The organism is Maritalea sp. (assembly GCF_047634455.1).
In the GTDB taxonomy this organism is placed as follows: domain Bacteria; phylum Pseudomonadota; class Alphaproteobacteria; order Rhizobiales; family Devosiaceae; genus Maritalea.
The window spans coordinates 16,361-38,410 of sequence record NZ_JBLIAI010000015.1 but is presented as its reverse complement, the minus strand read 5'-3'; the positions used below and the strand labels follow the sequence as shown (position 1 = coordinate 38,410).

Sequence of the window (22,050 nt, the reverse complement as noted above, 5' to 3'; positions counted from 1 at the left end):
GGGCAGTAACATTTGTTTGATAAACTTGTGTCTTATGTATGCCACTATACAACATTACAGTTGACGCGTAAAATCTCCCTTGGAGACTAATTATGAATAAGAGCATAAAAAAATACACGTTTAAAATAAAAGGCTTTACCCCAGATCAATTACCATTTGATCGGCTGGTGGAGTATTATGCCGAGATCAAAAAAATGCTCGACGTTGCTGAACACCTGTATTTGGTTGGCGTCTTTGAGGGTAGCCACGCTAGTTCTTTTTCCATTGATCCCATTTATGAAAGCAAACTCACGCGGCGATTGGACGCTATCCGGCATGGCACTGCTCCGGCGAACGCATGTCGTGCTCATGATACAATTAACAAAATGTTGCAAGAAGACGGGACTAGTGGAGCACTTTTTGGCGAACAGGGTCAGAATGTGCTCCAATTTCCAGGAAAGCAGGCTGACACCGGAACACAAATGCAGATTCGCGATGTTGCTACGATTACTGGCGAGTTGTATTATCTCGCAGCGAGTGAAAGTGATGTCAAAGTCCGCGTTAAAACTGGTACCTATGGAGCAGTATACTGCAGTACAACCCGCGAAATCGCAACTGGATTGAAAGACTTTCTTTTCAACAATGTGAAGGTCAATGGGCGCGGCCTATGGACCAAAACAAGTTCTGGTGAATGGCGCGTTGACGAATTCGTAATTACGGATTTTGCCCCAGTACAAACCGAAAACCTTCGTGCAACCATAAACCGAATAAGGGAGCTAGAGCTATCTTGGCCAAAGGATCCCTTAAACGACATACGGGAAGTTGAGGAAAAAGGTGGGCAAATCCATTGATCGTTGCATTTGACAATACTTTTCTTTCCTTAGCACTTAATGAAAACACTATACCGACTCCAAATCCATCTACTGGCATTCCTGCTTCGCACTGTGCTCACCGCGTTGAAGGAGTTGTCGATGATATCGCGAGAGCAAAAGGAACGGTATTGATTCCTACGCCATGTCTTGCAGAACTATTGACTGCTGTGCCAGACATACAACGCGCGGTTTTCGATCATAGACGAGTCAACCGCATTCAGTATTGCTCCATTTGATAGTAGGTGTGCCATAGAGCTTGCCGATGAGACTCGCAAAGCAATCTTGGCCGGTGACAAAAAATCTGGTTCTCAAGCTGGGTGGACACAAGTAAAGTTTGATCGTCAAATTGCTATAATCGCCAAAGTAAATGGCGCTAGCGTGTTCTACACTGACGACATGAAACAAACTGAATTTGCCGAAATGCTTGGAATGAAAGTGATTCATACCTGGGATTTGGATTTGCCCGCGAAACACGCCCAAATCTCACTTATAGACGACAAATCTTAGTTGGCTCAGACAAACAAAAAGCCCGGCACTGAGGCCGGGCTTTTCAAATCGATAAAACTCAAAAGAGATTATTCGGCGGCTTCGCCTTCGTTGATCTCTTCACCAGTTTCTTGGTTTACAACTTTCATGGACAAACGCACTTTGCCGCGGTCGTCGAAGCCCATAAGTTTCACGTAAACTTTTTCGCCTTCTTTGACGATGTCAGTTGTTTTTTCAACGCGCTTATCAGCAAGTTGCGAAATATGCACCAGACCATCACGTGGACCAAAGAAGTTCACGAATGCGCCAAAATCAACACACTTGACAACCGTACCTTGGTAGATTTCGCCAACTTCTGGCTCGTCTGTGATCGACTTGATCCATTTAACCGCAGCTTCAATGGCTTTGCCATCACTTGAGGCGATTTTGATGGTGCCATCGTCTTCGATGTTCACTTTCGCGCCGGTTTTTTCAACGATTTCACGAATCACTTTGCCGCCCGTACCGATAACTTCACGGATTTTGTCGGTTGGGATTTTCATGGTTTCGATGCGTGGTGCAAATTCGCCCACTTCGTCACGTGCGCCATCAAGGGCTTTAGACATTTCCACCAAGATGTGTTCACGACCGTCTTTGGCCTGCGCCAAAGCCGTTTTCATGATCTCTTCGGTGATCCCAGCAATTTTGATGTCCATTTGCAGTGAAGTGATACCGTCAGAAGTACCCGCCACTTTAAAGTCCATGTCGCCAAGATGATCTTCGTCACCCAATATGTCTGAAAGAACTGCGAAACGTTCGCCTTCCAAAATCAGACCCATGGCAATACCAGATACTGGACGTTTCATGGGAACACCGGCATCCATAAGAGCCAAAGATGTTCCGCAAACTGTCGCCATTGAAGATGAACCGTTTGATTCCGTGATCTCAGATACCACACGAACAGTATATGGGAAATCTTCAACGCTTGGACGTACGGGGTTAATCGCGCGCCATGCCAATTTGCCGTGACCTGTCTCACGACGGCTGGTGCCGCCCATGCGACCAGCTTCACCCACTGAGTATGGAGGGAAGTTATAGTGCAACATGAAGTTGTTTTTGAAGGTGCCGTCTAGGCTGTCAACGAACTGTTCATCGTCGCCTGTGCCCAAGGTTGCAACAACCAAAGCTTGAGTTTCGCCGCGTGTAAACACAGCCGATCCGTGCGTACGGGGCAAAATACCCGCTTCAGCGACAATGGGGCGAACTGTTGAAAGGTCGCGACCATCGATCCGAAGACCCGTGTCCAAAACATTCCAACGCACCACTTTGCCTTGCAAAGACTTAAATACCGTACCGATTTGCTCGTCTGAGTATTTAGCTTCTTCGCCTTCAGCAGGTGCAAAATGTGCTTTAACTTTGGCTTTTGCAGCGTCAACTGCGACGTAGCGTTCTTGCTTTTCAGTAATTTTATACGCTGCGCGAAGCTCATCTTCAGTTACTTTGAGCATTTCTGCTTCAAGTTCTGAATAATCTTCGGCTTCGTATTCACGTGGCTCTTTTGCAGAAAGTTCTGCGAGCTTGATGATCGCATCGATGACTTTTTTGGATTGCTCGTGGCCATACATGACCGCGCCAAGCATTACGTCTTCGCTTAATTCGCTGGCTTCTGATTCAACCATCAAGACGGCGTCCTGTGTGCCGGCCATCACCAGATCCAATTTTGAATCTGTGCCTTGCTCTGGGGCAAAGTTCAATACATATTCGCCATCAATATAGCCAACACGTGCTGCGCCAATTGGGCCCATGAAGGGGATACCCGAAATGGTCAGCGCAGCAGAGGCAGCAACCAAGCCAAGGACGTCAGGGCGGTTTTCAAGGTCATACTGAAGAACAGTAACAACGATTTGTGTTTCGTGCTTGTAGCCAGCTGGGAACAATGGGCGGATTGGACGGTCAATCAATCGACAGATCAGTGTTTCCGCTTCTGTTGGACGGCCTTCACGCTTGAAATAGCCGCCCGGGATTTTACCCGCAGCGTAGAATTTTTCTTGATAGTTTACGGTCATCGGGAAGAAATCGACGCCCGCTTTTGGTTTCTTGGCTGAAACAACGGTTGCCAAAACAACGGTTTCGCCAAGGGTTGCCAAAACAGCACCGTCAGCCTGACGTGCCATTTTACCTGTTTCAAGGGTCAGCGGTTGGCCGCCCCAATTTAATTCCACCTTATGGTGATCAAACATATTTTTTAATCCTAAAATGCCTTGGCGGATGTGTCCCTCATGGCCACATTTTCGAAATCGACAAGGCGTCGTTCATTCATTTTGCAGAACGGAGAAGTGAAGCAAGATGGCAAGACGCTTTTGAAACAAGTTCAATAATTATCAAAAGCGACCGACGATCCTGCTCGCTTGGCCGTTGTGCTAGATTGTAAAAGGCGCGGCAGCCCAAAGGCCACCGCGCCAATTTGGTTTCGTCTAGCGACGCAAACCTAGACGCTCGATGAGCGACTTGTAGCGGGCTTCGTCTTTGTTGCGGGTATAATCCAGCAAACGACGACGCAAGCTAACCATTTTCAACAGACCACGACGGGAATGGTTATCCTTCTTGTGATCTTTAAAATGTTCGGTGAGATTAGAAATACGCTCTGTAAGGATCGCAACCTGTACTTCTGGTGAACCTGTGTCACCTTCTTTGATTGCATATTCTTTAATAAGCTCGTCTTTGCGCTCAGCAGTAATCGACATCGTAATTCCCTTCTAAAAATAAAGGAGTGATAAGCCGCCATGCGCCAAGATGTCGTCCAGCGCTGGCCCGAATTAGCCGCCCATCGGTTAGACCATAAGGGCGGTTGCGCTGGCTTATACAGGAAAATACCACATATGAAAAGAGGTAGGTTTTAAGCGTGCCATTCAGCGCGCCACGATCACCCGGCTGGGCTTAAATTGGCCTTTTTCAACAAAGCCCAATGCCACCATTTCGCCCCTATGGGTCGCGTAAGCTTCATCTAGTGCAATCGGTGCGTTGCGGCCAATCAACAAAGCGGGATTTCCCATGCGCACAAGCTGGGCTTGGCGTTCATCCAAAGACACTTCTGGCAAATGTCCCACCGCATCGCTGAGCGGTTTCAATTCAAGATCACGTTCAGCCAATTCAAGCGCTTCAATGTCTTCAATCGTTACCGCATCCTGGTCGGTAAACGGACCAACGGCAGCGCGGTGCAAGCGAGACACATGCCCCTTGGACCCCAGTTTTTCTGCAATATCACGGGCAAGGGCCCGCACATAGGTGCCTTTTTGGCAAGTGACGCGGAAGGTTGAAATGTCGTTGGAGTGGAAAAGCAACTCAAACGCGTCAATTTCCACCTCACGGGGTGGCATCACGACTTTTTCCCCTGCCCGGGCCAAATCATAAGCGCGTTCGCCGTTAATCTTGATGGCTGAAAATGCGGGCGGGATTTGCGTTATGGTGCCGGTAAAGTCGGGTAAAATGGCTTCAACTTCAGCTTGGCTTGGCCGTACATCAGATGTGGCGGTCACGTCGCCCTCAACATCGTCAGTGGTGGTTGTGCTGCCCCATTTGAGATCAAATTCATAGATTTTGACGCCGTCTTGCACAAAGGGAACTGTTTTGGTGGCCTCGCCCAATGCAATGGGCAAAATGCCGGTGGCCAGTGGATCAAGTGTACCCGCGTGGCCGGCTTTTTTACCGCCATACAACCATTTGATTTTCCCCACCGCTTGGGTGGAGGTCATATCATAGGGTTTGTTGAGGATCAGCCAGCCGGAAATGGCGCGCTTAGGGCGTTTGAGTTGGGTCATTGTTTTGCTTTTGATCGCTTATTGATCTTCTGGATCGTTTTCATCTTCATCGGGTCGAAGATCCTGCGCCACATGGTCAGACCGTAGCAATTGGTCGATCCGCCCCGCTTCACCAAATGTTTCATCTTCAAAGAAGCGAAATTCAGGCGCAAATTTGAGCTTGAGCGTCGGGACCACCTGACCACGGATAAATTTTTGGTTGCGGTTTAGCGCGTCAACCACCACATCCACTTTTTGACCGCCCAGAGGCATGATGTAGACTTTTGCGATTTTCAAATCGCGCGTCATACGGACTTCAGGCACTGTGATGAACGCCCCATCCAAGTCGGGATCAAGAATTTCGTCGCGTGACAGGAAAGCAGATAATGCGTGCCGCACCAGTTCGCCAACACGTAGTTGACGTTGCGACGTGAGTTTTTCGCCACTCATGGATCAACCCTCAATGTAACAAATGATGTCCGACGGCTTCTGTCCGCCGGACCAAATTTGGACGTGCTGCTCGAGCAATATGAAAGGCGAATTTGCCAAACAACTCTAAAGCGTACGCTCGATCGATTCGACGCGGTAACATTCGATCACATCGCCTGCGCGCATGTCTTCGTATTTTTCAAACGCCATGCCGCACTCTTGACCAGAGTGAACTTCTTTGACTTCGTCTTTGAAGCGTTTGAGCGTTGACAGCTTGCCTTCATGGACAACCACATCGTCACGGATCAAACGAACACCTGCGCCACGTTCCACCATGCCTTCGGTGACCTGACAACCTGCCACCCGGCCAACTTTGGTAATGTTGAACACTTCCAAAATCTTCGCGTTGCCCAAGAAGGTTTCACGCACCTCAGGAGCCAACAGACCAGACATTGCCGCTTTCACGTCGTCGACGAGATCGTAGATGATGTTGTAATAACGGATTTCGACGCCTTCACGGGCAGCGGCTTCACGGGCTTGCTTGTTTGCGCGGGTATTAAAGCCAAACACAACCGCATTTGAAGCAGCTGCCAGGGTTACATCACTTTCAGTGATACCACCCACGCCACCGATCAACACTTGGGCTGACACTTCTTCGGTGCCCAATTTGTCGAGCGCACCGATAATCGCTTCAACCGAACCTTGAACGTCACCCTTGATCACCAACGGGATTTTGGCCAAGTCTTCGGTTTTGAGCTGGTTCATCATTTGCTCAAGCGACGTTACGCCACCGGCAGCCGATTTTTCGCGTTTAGCGCGCTGACGGTATTCGGTGATTTCACGCGCTCTGGCCTCGTGCTCTACAACACCAAGCAAATCGCCTGCATCTGGCACACCAGCGAAGCCAAGAACTTCAACCGGGATTGACGGACCGGCGGCTTTAACTTGCTCGCCTTTGTCGTTGATCAACGCACGGACTTTCGCCCATTGCGAACCAGCGACCACGATGTCGCCTACAGCCAATTCGCCATTTTGGACCAATACAGTTGCCACCGCACCGCGACCTTTGTCGAGTTTGGCTTCAATCACAATACCTTGTGCGCGGCCTTTAGGATTGGCTTTGAGTTCCAAAATCTCGGACTGCAAAACAATCGCATCGAGAATGCCGGAGAGGTTCTGTTTTTTTATGGCAGAAACTTCAACATCAAGAATATCACCACCCATAGTCTCCACAAACACTTCATGTTGAAGCAATTCATTGCGTACACGGCTTGGGTCAGCTTCATGCTTATCCATTTTATTGATCGCAACGATAATCGGCACACCGGCCGCTTTTGCGTGTTTGATCGATTCAATGGTTTGGGGCATGACGCCATCATCGGCGGCCACCACCAAAATGGCAATATCGGTTGCTTGTGCACCGCGCGCCCGCATGGCCGTAAAAGCCTCGTGGCCCGGTGTGTCCAAGAACGTGATGTTATGGCCGTCTCGCTCAACCTGGTACGCACCGATATGCTGGGTGATGCCACCGGCTTCACCAGACACAACATTGGCTTCGCGAATAGCGTCAAGAAGCGATGTTTTACCATGGTCAACGTGACCCATAATGGTCACGACTGGCGCACGTGGTTTTAGGTCTTCAGGGTTTCGTGTCCCTTCGTCTTCAAACACACCGGTTTCCACATCAGCCTCAGAAACACGCTTTACACTGTGCCCCATCTCTGTTGCGATCAATTCGGCGGTATCCGCATCCAGTACGTCATTGATGGTGACCATTTGGTCTTGAGCCATCATGAGCTTGATCACGTCAACCGCGCGTTCAGCCATACGAATGGCCAACTCCTGCACAGTGATCGCTTCTGGAATTGTCACTTCGCGTGAGATTTTTTCTTTGGGTGTTTGCGGCCCTTTGCCACGCTGTTTTGCACGGCGACGACGCATTGCAGCCAATGAATGCCCACGATCGCGCTCAGTGTCACCTCGGGTGGCCGTTGTCACGGTCAAGCGGGTTTGGCGGCGATCATCAGTGGTCGCTTTTTTGTTTGGTTGCGGCTTGGCCGCACGTTTTGCCCGCTCAAGTTCGTCTTCACGGACCAGCGGCGCACTCTTTTTGCGCGCATGTTGATCTGGGTTTTTTGAAATCGCGCGTTCAGTTGGCGGTGCTGGCTGTTCTGCAGGAGAAAGTTCTGCGTTTTGCACCGGCTTGGCTTTTGGCTTAACCGTTTTAGCTTTTTCAGCCTGTGCGGTTTCACGCACTTTGTCGACACGCTCCGCTTCAAGGCGCGCTTCTTCTTCGACTAGAAGACGCTCAGCAGCCTCACGTTCGGCCTTGCGGCGCGCAGCATCATCAATCCGGCGCTGTTCAGCTTCGACTTGAGCGCGACGCTCTTCGTCGGCACGTGCAGCGGCCGCCCGTAAAGCGCGTTCACGCTTTTCAGATTCGGAATTGGTTAGACCCGTATTGGCAGGTTCTTGGCGACGCCCGCCTTGACCCGGTCGATTGCGGTTTCCATCTTGTCGACGCGGTTGCTGGCGTTGACCGGATGGCGCACCTGGACGCCCAACGGATGCGCCTTCGCTCGCTTTTGGTCGAGGTGCAGCACCAGTTGAGGGTGGTGTGAACGTACGGCTGCGTTTTTCAACCACGACGGTCCGAGAAGACCGACCGCCACCTGGACGACCGCCACCTGCAGGTCCGCCCTTTAGCGAAAGGGTCTTTTTGTCCCCGTCACCTGGTGTCACATCTGATCTTTTATCGTTGTCACTCATATATTCGCCATTCATCCATTACGTTTTCGCCACATAGCGTACAAGTCTTTCGTACTGCTTTATGGCCGAATTTGCTGCCGCACCGCCTACCAGCGCTGCATGTATCACATTTTTGCCGCCAAATGCCAAACTCAATTGTTCGCCACCCAGCAAGTCGATGTGAGGCAATGTCTGATCGAGTTCTAAAACCCGCACCAATTGCATCATTTTTCGTCGACCGTCTTCACTCGCATCGCTCGCTGTTATCAGCGCGCGCGCCTTCTCCGATTCTAAGGCGCTGCGCACTTTTGCAGAGCCCATAACAAAAAAACCACCTTTGCGTGCCAGTTGCAACGCGCCGATCAGCCGGTTTTCCAAATGCGCTTGGGTCAAACCGGCGAGGTCTTCAGGCAATTTGACCGGCGATTTTAGACTCCGAGCAAATGCATTCTTCTTCTGCGCCTCAGCAACAGCGACAGCCGTTGCGGTTACCCATACGCCTCGACCGCCTGCTTTTCCAGTCACATCTGGAAAAATTTGGGTGTCAGGCCCAACAACAAACCGAATGAGGTCGGTTTTTGGCAAAATTTCCTTGGTCACGCAACATTCACGTGTCGCAATTTCTTTATTTGCCGGCATTGGGCCTTTTACTAACCTCGACTTTGTACTTATTCAGCTGGTGCAGCAGGATCATCAGAACCCGCAACAGTTTCGGCTTCGGTTTGTGCATCGACTTTTGCATCAGCTTCAGCCGCAATTTCAGCTTCACCTGTTACCGGCACTTCAGTTGCTTCTTCATCAAGCTGTTCTTCTGACGACAAATCATCAAGCGTAACCCAGCCAGCTTTTAGGCGGGCACTCATGATCATTTCTTCAGCTTCTTCTCGGCTCACTGGGAACCCAGAGAACGTGCCTTCAAAGCGCTTCACTTCACCGTCTGTTTTCTCTGTCCAACCCACTAGATCGTCAGCAGCATAGCCAGCAAAGTCTTCGATGGTTTTGATCCCTTCCTTACCCAGCGCCACAAGCATTACAGCGGTTAGACCAGGAATTTGATAAAGTTCGTCTTGAACACCCAAAGCGACGCGTTCTTCATTGCGCTCACGTTCTGCTTGCTCAAGATATTCAGCGGCACGGGCTTGAATTTCAGCGGCAGTATCTTCGTCAAAACCTTCAATTGAGGCAATTTCAACCGGTTCAACATAGGCCACTTCTTCCAATGATGAGAAGCCTTCAGAAGCCAGCAATTGCGCAACCATCTCGTCAACATTCATGGCGTTCATAAACAGGTCTGAACGTTCAACGAATTCTTTTTGGCGGCGCTCTGATTCTTCTTGCTCGGTGAGAATATCAATATCCCAGCCGATCAATTGTGAAGCCAAGCGCACATTTTGACCGCGACGGCCAATGGCCAACGACAATTGCTCATCAGGCACAACAACTTCGATGCGCTCTGCTTGTTCATCAAGCACAACTTTTACCACCTCAGCCGGTTGCAATGCAGAAACCACAAGGTCAGGCAAAGCTTCGGTCCAAGGGATGATGTCGATTTTTTCGCCTTGCAGCTCGTTCACGACGGCCTGCACACGTGACCCGCGCATACCCACACAGGCGCCAACCGGATCGATTGACGAATCGTTTGAGGCCACAGCAATTTTCGCGCGGCTGCCAGGATCACGTGCGATGGAGCGAATATTGATCACGCCATCATAGATTTCCGGCACTTCTTGCATGAACAATTTTGCCATAAATTGTGGATGAGTACGTGACAAGAAGATTTGCGGACCACGTTGTTCTTGGCGCACATCATGAATATAGGCGCGCACGCGGTCGCCATAGCGGAATGTTTCACGCGGGATCAATTCATCACGGCGAATAATCGCTTCGCCACGACCAAGATCAACGATCACATTGCCATATTCAACCCGCTTCACGGTGCCATTGATGATATCGCCAAGCCGATCTTTAAACTCATCATACATGCGCTCGCGCTCAGCATCGCGAACTTTTTGCACGATCACTTGTTTCGCAGACTGGGCAGCGATACGACCGAATTCGATTGGCGGCAACGGCTCGGTGATGAAATCACTGAGCTTTGCATCTGTGTTGCGTCGCTGGGCTTCTTCTAATGAAATCTGGCGACCATGTTCTTCAACCTCGTCAACAATTTCGAGCAAGCGCCACATGCGCAACTCGCCGGTTGTTGGATTGATTTCAGCCCGGATTTCAGTTTCTGCGCCATAGCGTGAGCGGGCCGCTTTTTGAATAGCGTCCTGCATCGCTTCGATGACGATCATCCGATCAATTGACTTTTCGCGCGCTACAGCATCCGCGATTTGCAATAGTTCGAGCCTATTTGCACTGACAGCCATGTATCATTCTCCTCGATAGGGAACTTGAGACGCTTTTTAAGCGTCCCCATCATTCTCATCAGACTCATTGGTCTGATCAATTTCAGTTTCAATTTCTGGGTCGCTTAATGGGTTTGCTGCAACTTGGCGCTCGCGTGCCTCATCAAGCAATTTGTCCGTCATAACCAATTTGGCGTCTGCCAGGTTCTCAATGTCGATCTTGTGCAGAGCCTCTTGCCCCTCAGGCACATCGGGCAAACGAAGCAACACCAAATTGCCTTCAACCCCTTCAATGGTGCCGCGATAACGCCGCCGTCCATTGATCATATTTTGCAGTTCAATCTTGGCTTCATGACCAATCCATTGTTCAAAGTCAGAACGCCGAACCAAGGGACGGTCAATACCCGGCGAAGACACTTCAAGATGATATTCGCGGCTGATCGGGTCTTCCACATCAAGGATCGGCGAAATCTCTTTTGAAAATTTTTCGCAATCTGAAATGTTAAACTCGCCTTGGGCGTTTTCGGCCATGATCTGCAGCGTACAGCCATTATCCTGCGTCAAGCGCACCCGAACCAAGCGATAGCCTAAATCAAGCGCCACTGGTTCAAGGATTGCGGATACGCGCTGCTCTTGGCCAGCTTCGCGAGAATAACGTTGTTCTTTTAAGTCTAGTTCGACGTGCATTGGACCCATTTGGTATTAAAAAAGAGCGGGGCCGGTAGGCGCCCACTCTCATATTCGATTTGAGATTTTGGAGCTTGTATACTTGCCTTATCGCGTTTTGGCAAGCGATTTGCGACACAAACCGCCTGCGCTTGGGGCGCAGAGGAGTTGACCTCTATCAACGAATTGATGGGGCGCATGGGCCAGAATGAATAAGAACCAAAGGTGGCCGAGCGTGCTCAAGATCTATTTTCTATATGCAATCTACTTTGTGGGTGCCGCTATTGCGCTCTTGGTGGCGATTGGGCTGTGGTTCAATTATTCTGATCGGCGGGCGCTTGTGGCCGTCAACAAGGAAATTTGGCAGTACAAAGACCTCGCAACTGGGGTTTACGACCCCGCAATGGTTGGGGGGTTGCCTGAAGGGGTTCAGCGCTACTTTAGCTTTATGATTGCGCCCGGCGCGCTGCTCAAAACCATCAATCGCATTGAAATGGTGGGCGAGTTTGGCTTGGGCGACGTGAACAAGCACAATTACTTTGCATTCGATGGCATCCAATATAACGCAGCCCCACAAGGGTTCACATGGTCGCTTAAGACCAAAGATAATTTGATGGCGATGAATGGGGACGATACATTTTGGGCCGGTGAAGCCTGGACCAAGTTTTGGCTTTTGTGGGTGTTTCCCGTTGCGCGTGCCGGTGGCATTTCGGATTACCAAAGATCAGGATTTGGCCGGGTGGTTACCGAAATGGCGGCTTGGTCGCCGGTATCTTTGCTGCCCCAGTTTGGTGCGCAATGGGAACAACTCTCACCCAATTTGATACGGGCAACGGTTCGGGCACACGGCTTAGAGCAAGCGGTGGACATCACCATTGATGCGCGTGGCGCACCGACAGCATTTCTTATTCAACGCTGGAGCAATTCAAATGCATCGCAAGTGTTCAAACTACAACCGTTTGGCGGCGTTGCCCATACATATGCAACAGTTGATGGGATCACATTTGTGAGCGAGGTTGAAGCGGGCAACCATTTTGGGACGCCCGACTATTTTCCCTTTTTTAAAGCCAAAGTCACCAAGTTTGAATTTCAGCCAACCCCTTAAGTTTAGGTGCGGATGAAGCTGAAATAGAACGAGATGTTTCGACCCTCTTTGCGGGCCTTTTGTTCATAACGGGTAGATTGCCAACCGTCCCATGGCTCATGCCATGAAGTCGCGTCAACTTGTGGCCAATCAAATTGGTCGTGGCGTAATATATGACCAAGGGCCCAAGTGGCGTAATCCTCAATATCGGTGGCCACCCGAAACTCAGCACCCGGCTTCAAAATTCTTGCCAATGCGCTCAGTGTTACTGCGTTCACAAAGCGGCGCTTGTGGTGACGTTTTTTCGGCCATGGGTCAGGATAAAGCAAATAAGCCCCATCAAAAGACGCTTCTGGCAGAGCTTTGAGCAAATGCAATGCATCGTCGGTAAACAGCTTCACATTGGTCAGTTGATCATCATTGATCGCCGCCAGCATTTTGCCAATGCCGCCAATGAAGGGTTCGCAGCCAATAAAATTGGCATCGCGGTTCTCTCTGGCCTGCCGAGCCAAATGCTCACCACCGCCATAGCCGATTTCAATGAAATTCTTGGGCGCTTGATGTTCAAATATCGCGTTTAACGCTAATGGCCCTTCCCCCAGATCAAGCTTGACCTTGGGCAACAACTCATCGGCCAGCTTTTGCTGGGTGGGGTGCAGCTTATGGGCTGAACGACGGCCAAAGAAGGCCTTGCGTTCAGCCTCTAGGCCATATTCTTTCTTACGCAGATGCGATGTTGATGCTGGAGACATGAATTAGGTCAGTTCCGACCTGATCGCATCACCTAGGTTGGTGCGTTCCCACGAAAAACCACCATCATTTGTGGGGTTGCGGCCAAAATGCCCGTAAGCCGCTGTGCGCTCATAAATCGGCTTGTTCAACTCAAGCGCTTCACGAATGCCGCGCGGTGAAAGATCCATCACTTTATTGAGTACTTGGCCCAATTTATCCTCGTTCACCGAACCCGTACCGAACGTATCGACAAAGATCGACAATGGTTTGGACACACCAATTGCATAAGAAAGTTGGATTACGCATTTTTTCGCCAAACCAGCAGAAACGACATTTTTCGCCAAATAGCGCGCTGCATAAGCAGCTGAGCGGTCGACTTTGGTGGGGTCTTTACCCGAAAATGCGCCGCCACCATGCGGGGCTGCGCCGCCATAGGTGTCCACAATGATCTTGCGGCCGGTTAAGCCTGCATCGCCATCGGGGCCGCCGATAACAAATGCGCCTGTAGGGTTTACATAAAAATCTTCTTCGGGACACATCCAGCCATCAGGCATGGCGCTGAGCACAAACGGGCGGATAATTTCGCGCACGTCTTGTTGGCTGATGCCTTCAATGTGCTGGGTCGACACCACAACCGAAGCGGTGCCTACAGGTTTGCCATCCTCGTATTTCAACGTGACTTGGCTTTTGGCATCGGGGGCAAGCTGTGGCACTTCGCCTGCGTGGCGCGCCGTGGCCATAGAACGCAAGATTTTATGGGCAAATTGAATTGGCGCGGGCATGAGTTCGGGGGTCTCATCCACCGCGAAACCAAACATAATACCTTGGTCGCCAGCACCTTCATCTTTGTTGCCTGAGGCATCTACACCCTGGGCAATTTCGGCAGATTGTTCGTGCACATAAATATCAATATCGCAGTTCTGCCAATGAAAGCCGGCCTGCTCATAACCGATATTTCTTATGCATTCGCGGGCTATCGCTTCCATCGCCGCTTTGTCAATCGACTTGGGTCCGCGGACTTCGCCTGCCAAGACAACCCTATTTGTTGTCGCCAATGTTTCAACAGCAACACGCGAATATGGATCCGCCTTCAAGAATGCGTCAAGCACCGCGTCGGAAATACGGTCGCAGATTTTGTCGGGATGCCCTTCTGAAACGGATTCAGAGGTAAAAAGATATGACGATGTTGCCACAAGTGAGACCTTTCATTCAGAGCTTGAACAGCGCCTTTGGCGCGCCGGTTGGCTCTACAATTATTCTGTGGCGTTGATAATTGCAACATGGATATAAAGAATTCGTTATATCTAGCGAATCTCACTCGTTTTTTTGCGGCACATAGGGTGCAGCCATTTGATCTGCGATATCCAAAAGGGCGTTTTTGGCCACCGCAGTGGGAATGGCATCAAAGGCGTTCAGCAAGCGCCGTTTTTCTGAAGACAGTGTGGAAAACGCTTGCTGTGGGGTTTCCGCAAATGCGGGTGCAGACACGTCATCATAAAAATCACCGGGCGAACCGCCTAACAATTCTGCAATAAAGGCCAATCGGGATACGGGAATGCGGTTTGAGCCGGTTTCGTATTTTTGAACCTGCTGGTATGTGATCCCTAAAGATTGGGCCAGCTCCTTCATGGACATATGGCGGGCTTTGCGCCTTAGGCGCACTTGGTGTCCTACATGCTGGTCAATTTGATCGGGCTGTCGCGGATGAGGGATTGGCAATCTAGTTCTCCCAATTTCGACGCCATCTATTCCTTAAAAGTACGGAAATCAACACTGCGCCAATTATCAAATAAAATATCATATGACGGTATTGCGAAAATAAAGTTTTCTCAAGCCTTTGCGGCAAATTTGAATTGAGCACCGCAGCTTCGTCCTGCGCCAATGAAGCCGTGACGCGCCCCAAAGAATCAACAATGGCGGTACGGCCGGTGTTGGCGACCCGCACAAGCGGCAAACCCTGTTCGACGGCCCGCATACGCGCCTGCTCAAAATGCTGTGCAGGGCCGATGGTACCCGCAAACCATGCATCATTTGTGAGATTTAACATCCATTCCGCTTGATTAACACCATCGCCAAGTTCGCCCGAAAAAATATCTTCGTAGCAAATCAGCGGCAAAAGTGGCGGTGTACCCGATGGCGCAAATGGCCTGTTCGATCGTGCGCCATGCACAAAACTATCTGATGCGCTAACCATTTCGCGAATACCAAGCAACGACAATAGTGGCTTGAACGGCACAAATTCACCAAACGGCACGAGGCGGTATTTATCATATGTTGCGTTGATCTCACCTTGATCATTAAAAGAAAGAATTGAGTTCAAAAGGCCGGTTTCAGTTTGGCCCAAGCCCGTTCGATCCGTGTTGTTACGCGCCGCGCCAGCAATTAGGCTTGTGCCGTTTGGTAAAAGACGGGCGATCCGGGCCAACGCCTCTGGCCGCTCAGCCACCAGAAATGGAAAAACCGATTCGGGCCAAATCAGATGCGTGGCAGCAATTAAACCTGGATCCTGAGGTGACGAACGTTCGGTGGACAGGGTAAGCAATTTCTCAAAGATTGGAATTTCGTTCTCTGGTTTCCACTTTTCTGCTTGTGGGATATTTGGTTGCACCAAGCGCAACCGCACATCGTCACGATATTGAGTTGGGTTGGCGTTGAGCCGGAATTGGCCAAACCCAAACAAGACCACCAAAAGCGCGACACTTCCTGCAAGGGGCGCGAACCTTGCGGTTTTCGTTTGCCCCAGATTTGGCCATATGGTTGCCGGTGCCATCGCGATAATTAGCACCAAAAAGCTTAGGCCATATATGCCGATCACCGCACCAAGCTGCATGGTTTGATCGGTTATGTTCAACGCATAACCGGGCAAGTTCCAGGGGAACCCCGTGAACAATTGGCCACGCAAAAATTCGGTCAGGCTTAACGTTGCGGCAAGCGCAAATATCCGTTGCCCATAATCTGACCACATCAAATGGGCAAGGGCTGCGCCGACGCCCCAGAACAGGGCAAGGACAGCTGGCAAGCCCAAAAGCCCCAGCGGCAAAGCCCACAAAAACAAGTCAGGCTCGACAAAAAACGCACCCGACATCCAATGTAACGAGATGGTGAAATAGCCAAAGCCAAAGCTCCAACCAATTCGAAATGCCGGCCCGAAGATTCTTAGGTGCCAAGATTGTTGCGTTTCAACACCATCAAGCAGCCACACCAAAATGGGAAACGCGACAAACAGTACGGGAAATGCGAATAGTGGTGGCATTGACAGGGCGGCAAGCGCGCCCGCCACAAAGGCGATGACCACCCGCCGCCAGCCATGCACCAACAAACACCATTGTACGAAATTATCCAACATGAAACGCAATTACCTATCTAGGGTCTGAACTCAATTGAGAAATGATCTGGACAGCAGTTCAATTGAGTCTAAACCCTAGCAAATCAGTTAGGTACATTGCTCGCGTTTGATTGTGGCTTCGTCAAGACCAAGTTGAAAGCAAATCTACTCAGCGGCGGTTTTTGTATGTTCATCCTGTTCGCTATTTTCGATCTTAAGCTTGCGCGGGCGCGGCCGTGGGGCCCGCTTGCGACGGGTTACTTTGATGGTTTTCACCCGGCGTGGATCAGCTTGAATGATTTCGAATTCAAAGCCACGAAGTTTGGATATGACTTCCCCACGCACCGGCACACGATCAACCAACGAAGTAACTAAGCCGCCCAACGTGTCCACATCTTCGGCATGCTCACCCGGCTCAAACTCGGGGCCCAATGCGTCTGAAAGATCTTCAAGTTCACACCGCGCATCAACAACAAACGTGTTTTCGTCGATTTGGCTTACCCGAATTTCTTCAACCTCATCGTGCTCGTCTTCGATATCGCCAACAACTTCTTCGATCAAATCTTCAATCGTCACCAAACCGTCAGTGCCGCCATACTCGTCGACCACAATCGCCATATGGATACGTGTTGCTTGCATAGATTGCAGCAAATTGCCCACAGGCATGGCTGGCGGCACATAAAGCACCTCGCGAACAAGGCCTGTATTGACAAGTTTTGCGCGCAATGTGCCCGATTTCAACTTTTCGGGATGTGTTTTTTTGTCCTCGGCTTGCTGCGGCTCAGAAAGGCTTAGGAGCAAATCTTTGATGTGCACCATGCCCACAATATTATCGAGCATATCGTCATAAACCGGCAAACGAGAGTGACCCGCTTTGCGGAATCGCGCAATCAACGTAGAGACGGAATCGTCAACCTCAGTGGCCTCAATGTCGGCCCGGTTAACCATCACATCTTCAACGCGAATTTTTGATAGGTTCAAGACGTTTTGAATAAGATCGCGCTCGCCATCAGAAAAGGCGGCGTCAAAACCATTATTTGTGGAATCTTCAAGCGCTTCTTGCAAATCTTGGCGCAAAGTTGGCGCACGGAATGCAAATTTTGCTCTAATTTTATCCCAAAGAGACTGCTTCCTATCGATGGAATGGTTGTGATCGGGATGCGAATTTGGAGTTTGCGCACTGTCGCCATTCTGGCGATGCGGCCGTTGCGCCGCGGCGATGGGTTGGTCTTTGTCGTTCATTTCGATGCGGCCAATGGGCCGGTTTTGCTCCTTAGGGATATTCAACTGTTGAGTGCTATTTCGGCATAGGGGTCGTTAATTTCAAGGGCGCGCAATATTTCGCGCTCCAATTGTTCCATTTTGTCCGCTTCTTCACTGGTCAAGTGATCATAGCCTAAAATGTGCAAAAATCCATGCACACAAAGGTGTGAGACGTGATCGGGGAAGCTTTTGCCCTCCAGCTGCGCCTCTTTTGCAACGGTTTCATAGGCTAAAGATATGTCGCCAACAAGACCGGTAACAGGGGCAAATGGTTCTAGCTGTGCAAAAGACAGTACATTGGTGGAGGATTGTTTTTCACGCCACTGGGCATTTAGCTGATGTTGATGCGCGTCATTGGTCAACAAAACTGACAATTCTGTGGGACCCGTTGGCTGAATGCCTAAGTGGGTAATCGCTGTGTTGATGGCGCGCAAAATCACGCTTTCCAACGCCATATCCCATGCATCGTCTTGGATCAGCACATCAATTTCAATTTGAAAATCTGACAATTGTCCTACCAAAGTTCCGACCTATTTATCGGCATTTCTGGCCTTCTTCTCCGCTTTTTCATAAGCGCGAATAATCCGGGCGACCATTTCGTGACGCACCACATCTTTGTCTGTAAAGCGGGTCACATGAATGCCTTGAACGCCAGACAAAAAGTCTAATGCTTCTGCGAGGCCCGATTTCACCCCACGGGGCAAATCAACCTGGGATGGGTCGCCGGTAATGATCATTTTTGAATTTTCGCCGAGCCGCGTTAGAAACATTTTCATTTGCTGCGCGGTTGTGTTTTGTGCTTCGTCCAAAATCACCACAGCATTGGCGAGTGTACGCCCGCGCATAAAAGCCAATGGCGCCACTTCAATCGAACGGTTTTCAATGCAACGATCAACGATCTCTGGCTGCATCATATCGTAAAGCGCATCGTAAAGCGGGCGCAAATATGGATCGACCTTATCTTTCATGTCACCGGGCAAAAAGCCCAAATGCTCGCCTGCTTCAACCGCAGGTCGCGACAGGATGATGCGACTAATGTCGCCACGTTCGAGCAATGTTGCTGCATAGGCAACCGCCAAATAGGTTTTGCCGGTCCCCGCTGGGCCAACACCAAACACCATTTCGGTGCGATCCATAGCCCGGATATAGCCATCTTGGGCGGGCGAGCGCGCAACAATTGTGGATTTACGTGTTGCAATTTGCGCCATTCGAACCCGGCCTTTTGTTTCAAAGGTCGGCAGGGTCAGTTGGCTGTCCTCAGTGATGATCATGCGAATAACGCCATCGACATCTCCAATGGAGATATCTTGACCATCTTCAAGTTGCGCGTAAAGAGATTCGAGGGTCCGGCGCGCTTGATCTATATTGATCGCGCTGCCAGATAACATGACATGATTGCCGCGGGTATTGGCGCGTACGCCGAGCTTTTGTTCAATCAGAGCCAGATTTTGGTCAAACTCGCCATAAAGTTGGGACGCTAAACGATTGTCTTCAAACGCCAATTCCAAATCTGTTGTGTCCGATTTATGGCCTTCGGGTGACCATGATTTTGTCAAACAAGAGCTCCTTTATGTTTGCGACTCAGTGTCATTTGAGTATGGCGCAATTTTGCGGCCAAACTCCTAATTATTTATGACAATCTTACCAAAAAGTGAAAATTTCCCTACCGAATCGATAAAAACATCACGAATTGTGCCGATATGAGACGGGTCTGCATCAACTTGCACTGGTTGTAGATATGGGGAGCGCCCAACAATTTGACCAGGGTCGCGACCGGTTTTTTCAAACAAAACCTTCATCGTGGTGCCGATACGGGACTTGTTGAACTCGGTTTGCTGATGATTGAGCAATGTTTGCAACCGCTGCAAACGTTCCGATTTCACCTCTTCGGGGACTTGATTATCCATTGTGGCACCCGGTGTGCCAGGGCGGGTTGAGTATTTGAACGAATAGGCTTGCGCATATTCCACGTCACGCACCAACTGCATGGTGCCTTCAAAATCTGCTTCAGTTTCTCCAGGGAAACCAACAATGAAATCACCCGACAGAGCAATGTCCGGCCGGGACGACCGAATGCGGTCCAGCAAAGCCATATAATGTTCAACTGTGTGCTGGCGGTTCATCGACTTGAGGATTTTGTCGGACCCCGACTGCACCGGCAGATGCAGATAGGGCATTAGCATATCAAGTTCGCCGTGGGCTTTGATCAGGGCATCATCCATATCGCGCGGGTGCGACGTGGTGTAGCGCAGGCGATCAAGGCCCTTAATGTCGGCGAGCTTATAGAGCAAGTGGGCAAGGCCCGCGCTGTCGCCGTTCGCATCCAGCCCATGATAGGCGTTGACGTTTTGGCCCAGCAGCGTGATTTCTCTGACGCCAGCATCCACAAGGTTTTCAGCCTCGGCAATTATTTGTGCAATCGGACGCGAAACTTCGGCACCACGGGTATAAGGCACGACGCAGAACGAGCAGAATTTGTCGCAGCCTTCTTGCACGGTCAGGAACGAGGTTAAGCCGCGCGCAATGGTTGTTTCGCGTTTCGGCTTTGGTAAATGTTCAAATTTATCTTCTGCTGGAAAATCGGTTTCAACCACCTTTTTTGTGTGCGCCTGCTCCAAAAGTTCGGGCAAACGGTGATAGGATTGCGGACCAAACACCAAATCAACCACAGGCGCACGGCGCACAATTTCTTCGCCTTCGGCCTGGGCCACACAACCAGCAATGCCGATCATTACTTTGCCGCCCAGCTTTTCCTTTTTCTCACGCATGATGCGTAAGCGCCCAAGTTCGGAATATACTTTTTCGGCAGCTTTTTCCCGAATGTGGCACGTATTGAGCAAAACCAGATCGGCTTCATCAATGTCGGACGTTGCTTCATAGCCCGACGGTGCCAACGCGTCGACCATGCGATCACTGTCATAGACATTCATCTGGCAGCCATAGGTTTTGATGAATAGCTTTTTCATGGGGCTAAAACCGGATCTTTTTGCTGAAATTTATGATTGAGGCGACTTGTTACACCAAACAATGGTGTGAGGCAAAGGAAACTCGACTTAGCCAAGGTGGGCTGGCGGTAGTGGGGTTTGCCTATTGATCGCCACGAGCATTTCACGCACCTTTTCCTCGGCGTTCTTGGTGATCATTTTTCGATCGTCATCGCGCGCAATGGCGATCGGTTCGCCAAACATCACCGTGGTGGATTTCGTGCCAACCCGCAAAATATCACCGATATTGTCCTCAATGCCCATATCGCCAATCCACGCAATTTTGGAACGTTCCGCTGCTGAAATAGGCAACCCATTCAAATGCGTGTAGGCGATCACCATGGGTTGGATGTACATTTCAGACACATGGTCATTTTTCATGGCGGCTTGGGTGCTGCCCACCAATGCCGAGCGAAATGGCAAAACGTGCAACCCAATGTCTGACGTGCCTTCGGCAAACAAAACCACTGCACGACCATCGGACATGCGTTCGCCCATTTCATGGGCAACACGGCCCGTGTCAGTTTTTTTCTGGCGGTCTACAAAGATGGTTTTTTGCAAATTGGCCAAGAAACCAACAATTGGCCAGCGCCCAACTTCGGATTTGGCGACATAGGAAATCGGTACAATCGATCCAATCGCTGGGATATCGAGCCACGAAATATGGTTGGACACCAACAATGTTGGTTTATCGCTTGCCGGCTTGCCAATTTGAATGACCTTAATGCCAAGATTAAAGCACACCAATTTATGCGCCAAACGGGGGAAAAAATTCCAATTCTTGAGTTTTAGGGCCAACACAATCGACTGACAAAGCACAATCGCCAACATCAATGGTATCGTCACCACCACAAAAAACACGATTCTCCAAATCATTGGCTTGAATCGTCTTCCTCTTTTTTGTCAGCAAGTGGCACACCATAAAGCTCAAGTCGGTGATCAACCAGCTTGAACCCGAGTTTGCGGGCAATTGCTTCTTGGATCGCTTCGATTTCTTCGTTACGAAACTCGATGACTTTGCCGGTGCGGACGTCGATCAGATGATCATGATGTTCGTCAGGAATTTGCTCAAATCGTGCGCGGCCGTCTTTGAAATCATGCTTGGCAACCAAACCCGCTTCTTCAAACAGGTTCACCGTGCGGTAAACGGTTGAAAGCGAGATTTTTGGATCAATATCAGAAGCGCGGCGATAAAGCTCTTCCACATCTGGGTGATCAGTGGCCCCTTCGAGCACACGGGCAATGACCCGACGCTGTTCGGTCATGCGCATACCAGAGGTTTCGCACTGTTGCTCAAGGTTTGTGTTATCGCCCGGCTTGTTCATGGCCCAACCTTTTTGGTTCAGTGCGTTTAG

General features: G+C 50.2%; 20 protein-coding genes. 2 read left to right on the top strand and 18 right to left on the bottom strand.

Annotation, left to right across the window (positions count from 1 at the left end):
- The first annotated feature begins 92 nt into the window (after positions 1-92).
- The gene (locus tag ACJAZW_RS06220; protein WP_415156138.1) at positions 93-830 is read left to right on the top strand and encodes a hypothetical protein; all 738 of its coding nucleotides are present in this window, start codon (positions 93-95) and stop codon (positions 828-830) included.
- 596 nt (positions 831-1,426) lie between these two features.
- Here ACJAZW_RS06220 and pnp read toward each other — a convergent pair.
- From pnp to rimP, 8 genes are all read right to left on the bottom strand, one after another.
- Entirely contained in the window at positions 1,427-3,556 is a 2,130-nt protein-coding gene (gene pnp / locus ACJAZW_RS06215) for a polyribonucleotide nucleotidyltransferase (protein ID WP_415156136.1), read from the bottom strand.
- Between the two features lie 234 nt (positions 3,557-3,790).
- The gene (gene rpsO, locus ACJAZW_RS06210) at positions 3,791-4,060 is read right to left on the bottom strand and encodes a 30S ribosomal protein S15 (protein ID WP_415156134.1); all 270 of its coding nucleotides are present in this window, start codon (positions 4,058-4,060) and stop codon (positions 3,791-3,793) included.
- 165 nt (positions 4,061-4,225) lie between these two features.
- Positions 4,226-5,134, bottom strand: a complete 909-nt coding sequence (truB, locus tag ACJAZW_RS06205) for a tRNA pseudouridine(55) synthase TruB (RefSeq protein WP_415156132.1) — start codon at positions 5,132-5,134, stop codon at positions 4,226-4,228.
- Positions 5,135-5,152: 18 nt separating this feature from the next.
- Positions 5,153-5,563, bottom strand: coding sequence for a 30S ribosome-binding factor RbfA (gene rbfA / locus ACJAZW_RS06200; RefSeq protein WP_415156130.1), 411 nt, complete (start codon positions 5,561-5,563; stop codon positions 5,153-5,155).
- 105 nt (positions 5,564-5,668) lie between these two features.
- Positions 5,669-8,311, bottom strand: a complete 2,643-nt coding sequence (gene infB, locus ACJAZW_RS06195) for a translation initiation factor IF-2 (RefSeq protein ID WP_415156128.1) — start codon at positions 8,309-8,311, stop codon at positions 5,669-5,671.
- An 18-nt stretch (positions 8,312-8,329) separates the two neighbouring features.
- Positions 8,330-8,929 carry an RNA-binding protein gene (locus ACJAZW_RS06190; RefSeq protein WP_415156126.1) on the bottom strand — a complete coding sequence of 200 codons (600 nt, stop codon included), beginning with the start codon at positions 8,927-8,929 and terminating at the stop codon, positions 8,330-8,332.
- 29 nt (positions 8,930-8,958) lie between these two features.
- The gene (gene nusA / locus ACJAZW_RS06185) at positions 8,959-10,662 is read right to left on the bottom strand and encodes a transcription termination factor NusA (RefSeq protein ID WP_415156124.1); all 1,704 of its coding nucleotides are present in this window, start codon (positions 10,660-10,662) and stop codon (positions 8,959-8,961) included.
- 36 nt (positions 10,663-10,698) lie between these two features.
- Complete coding sequence (gene rimP / locus ACJAZW_RS06180; RefSeq protein WP_415156122.1) at positions 10,699-11,328, bottom strand: ribosome maturation factor RimP; 630 nt, start codon at positions 11,326-11,328, stop codon at positions 10,699-10,701.
- A gap of 214 nt (positions 11,329-11,542) precedes the next feature.
- Between rimP and ACJAZW_RS06175 the strand changes: the two genes are divergently transcribed.
- Positions 11,543-12,412 (top strand): DUF6544 family protein, encoded by an 870-nt coding sequence (locus tag ACJAZW_RS06175; protein WP_415156120.1) that lies wholly within the window; start codon positions 11,543-11,545, stop codon positions 12,410-12,412.
- A gap of 2 nt (positions 12,413-12,414) precedes the next feature.
- Here the strand turns inward: ACJAZW_RS06175 and trmB are convergent, their stop codons facing one another.
- The 10 genes from trmB to ACJAZW_RS06125 all read right to left on the bottom strand — a co-directional run bounded on the left by trmB (position 12,415) and on the right by ACJAZW_RS06125 (position 22,020).
- On the bottom strand, positions 12,415-13,143 hold the full coding sequence (trmB, locus tag ACJAZW_RS06170; RefSeq protein ID WP_415156118.1) for a tRNA (guanine(46)-N(7))-methyltransferase TrmB: 729 nt from the start codon (positions 13,141-13,143) through the stop codon (positions 12,415-12,417).
- 3 nt (positions 13,144-13,146) lie between these two features.
- Positions 13,147-14,316, bottom strand: a complete 1,170-nt coding sequence (gene metK / locus ACJAZW_RS06165; RefSeq protein ID WP_415156116.1) for a methionine adenosyltransferase — start codon at positions 14,314-14,316, stop codon at positions 13,147-13,149.
- Between the two features lie 121 nt (positions 14,317-14,437).
- Positions 14,438-14,842: a helix-turn-helix domain-containing protein gene (locus ACJAZW_RS06160; RefSeq protein WP_415156114.1), complete on the bottom strand. Its 405-nt coding sequence runs from the start codon at positions 14,840-14,842 to the stop codon at positions 14,438-14,440.
- A gap of 1 nt (position 14,843) precedes the next feature.
- Positions 14,844-16,469, bottom strand: a complete 1,626-nt coding sequence (lnt, locus tag ACJAZW_RS06155; protein WP_415156112.1) for an apolipoprotein N-acyltransferase — start codon at positions 16,467-16,469, stop codon at positions 14,844-14,846.
- Positions 16,470-16,613: 144 nt separating this feature from the next.
- Entirely contained in the window at positions 16,614-17,690 is a 1,077-nt protein-coding gene (locus ACJAZW_RS06150) for a hemolysin family protein (protein WP_415156110.1), read from the bottom strand.
- A 41-nt stretch (positions 17,691-17,731) separates the two neighbouring features.
- Positions 17,732-18,166, bottom strand: a complete 435-nt coding sequence (ybeY, locus tag ACJAZW_RS06145; RefSeq protein ID WP_415156178.1) for an rRNA maturation RNase YbeY — start codon at positions 18,164-18,166, stop codon at positions 17,732-17,734.
- 75 nt (positions 18,167-18,241) lie between these two features.
- On the bottom strand, positions 18,242-19,267 hold the full coding sequence (locus ACJAZW_RS06140; RefSeq protein ID WP_415156108.1) for a PhoH family protein: 1,026 nt from the start codon (positions 19,265-19,267) through the stop codon (positions 18,242-18,244).
- A gap of 66 nt (positions 19,268-19,333) precedes the next feature.
- On the bottom strand, positions 19,334-20,677 hold the full coding sequence (miaB, locus tag ACJAZW_RS06135) for a tRNA (N6-isopentenyl adenosine(37)-C2)-methylthiotransferase MiaB (RefSeq protein WP_415156106.1): 1,344 nt from the start codon (positions 20,675-20,677) through the stop codon (positions 19,334-19,336).
- An 87-nt stretch (positions 20,678-20,764) separates the two neighbouring features.
- Positions 20,765-21,571, bottom strand: a complete 807-nt coding sequence (locus ACJAZW_RS06130) for a lysophospholipid acyltransferase family protein (protein WP_415156104.1) — start codon at positions 21,569-21,571, stop codon at positions 20,765-20,767.
- Positions 21,568-22,020 (bottom strand): Fur family transcriptional regulator, encoded by a 453-nt coding sequence (locus ACJAZW_RS06125; protein WP_415156176.1) that lies wholly within the window; start codon positions 22,018-22,020, stop codon positions 21,568-21,570. Before ACJAZW_RS06125 ends, ACJAZW_RS06130 begins: the two co-directional genes overlap by 4 nt.
- Between the last annotated feature and the right edge of the window lie 30 nt (positions 22,021-22,050).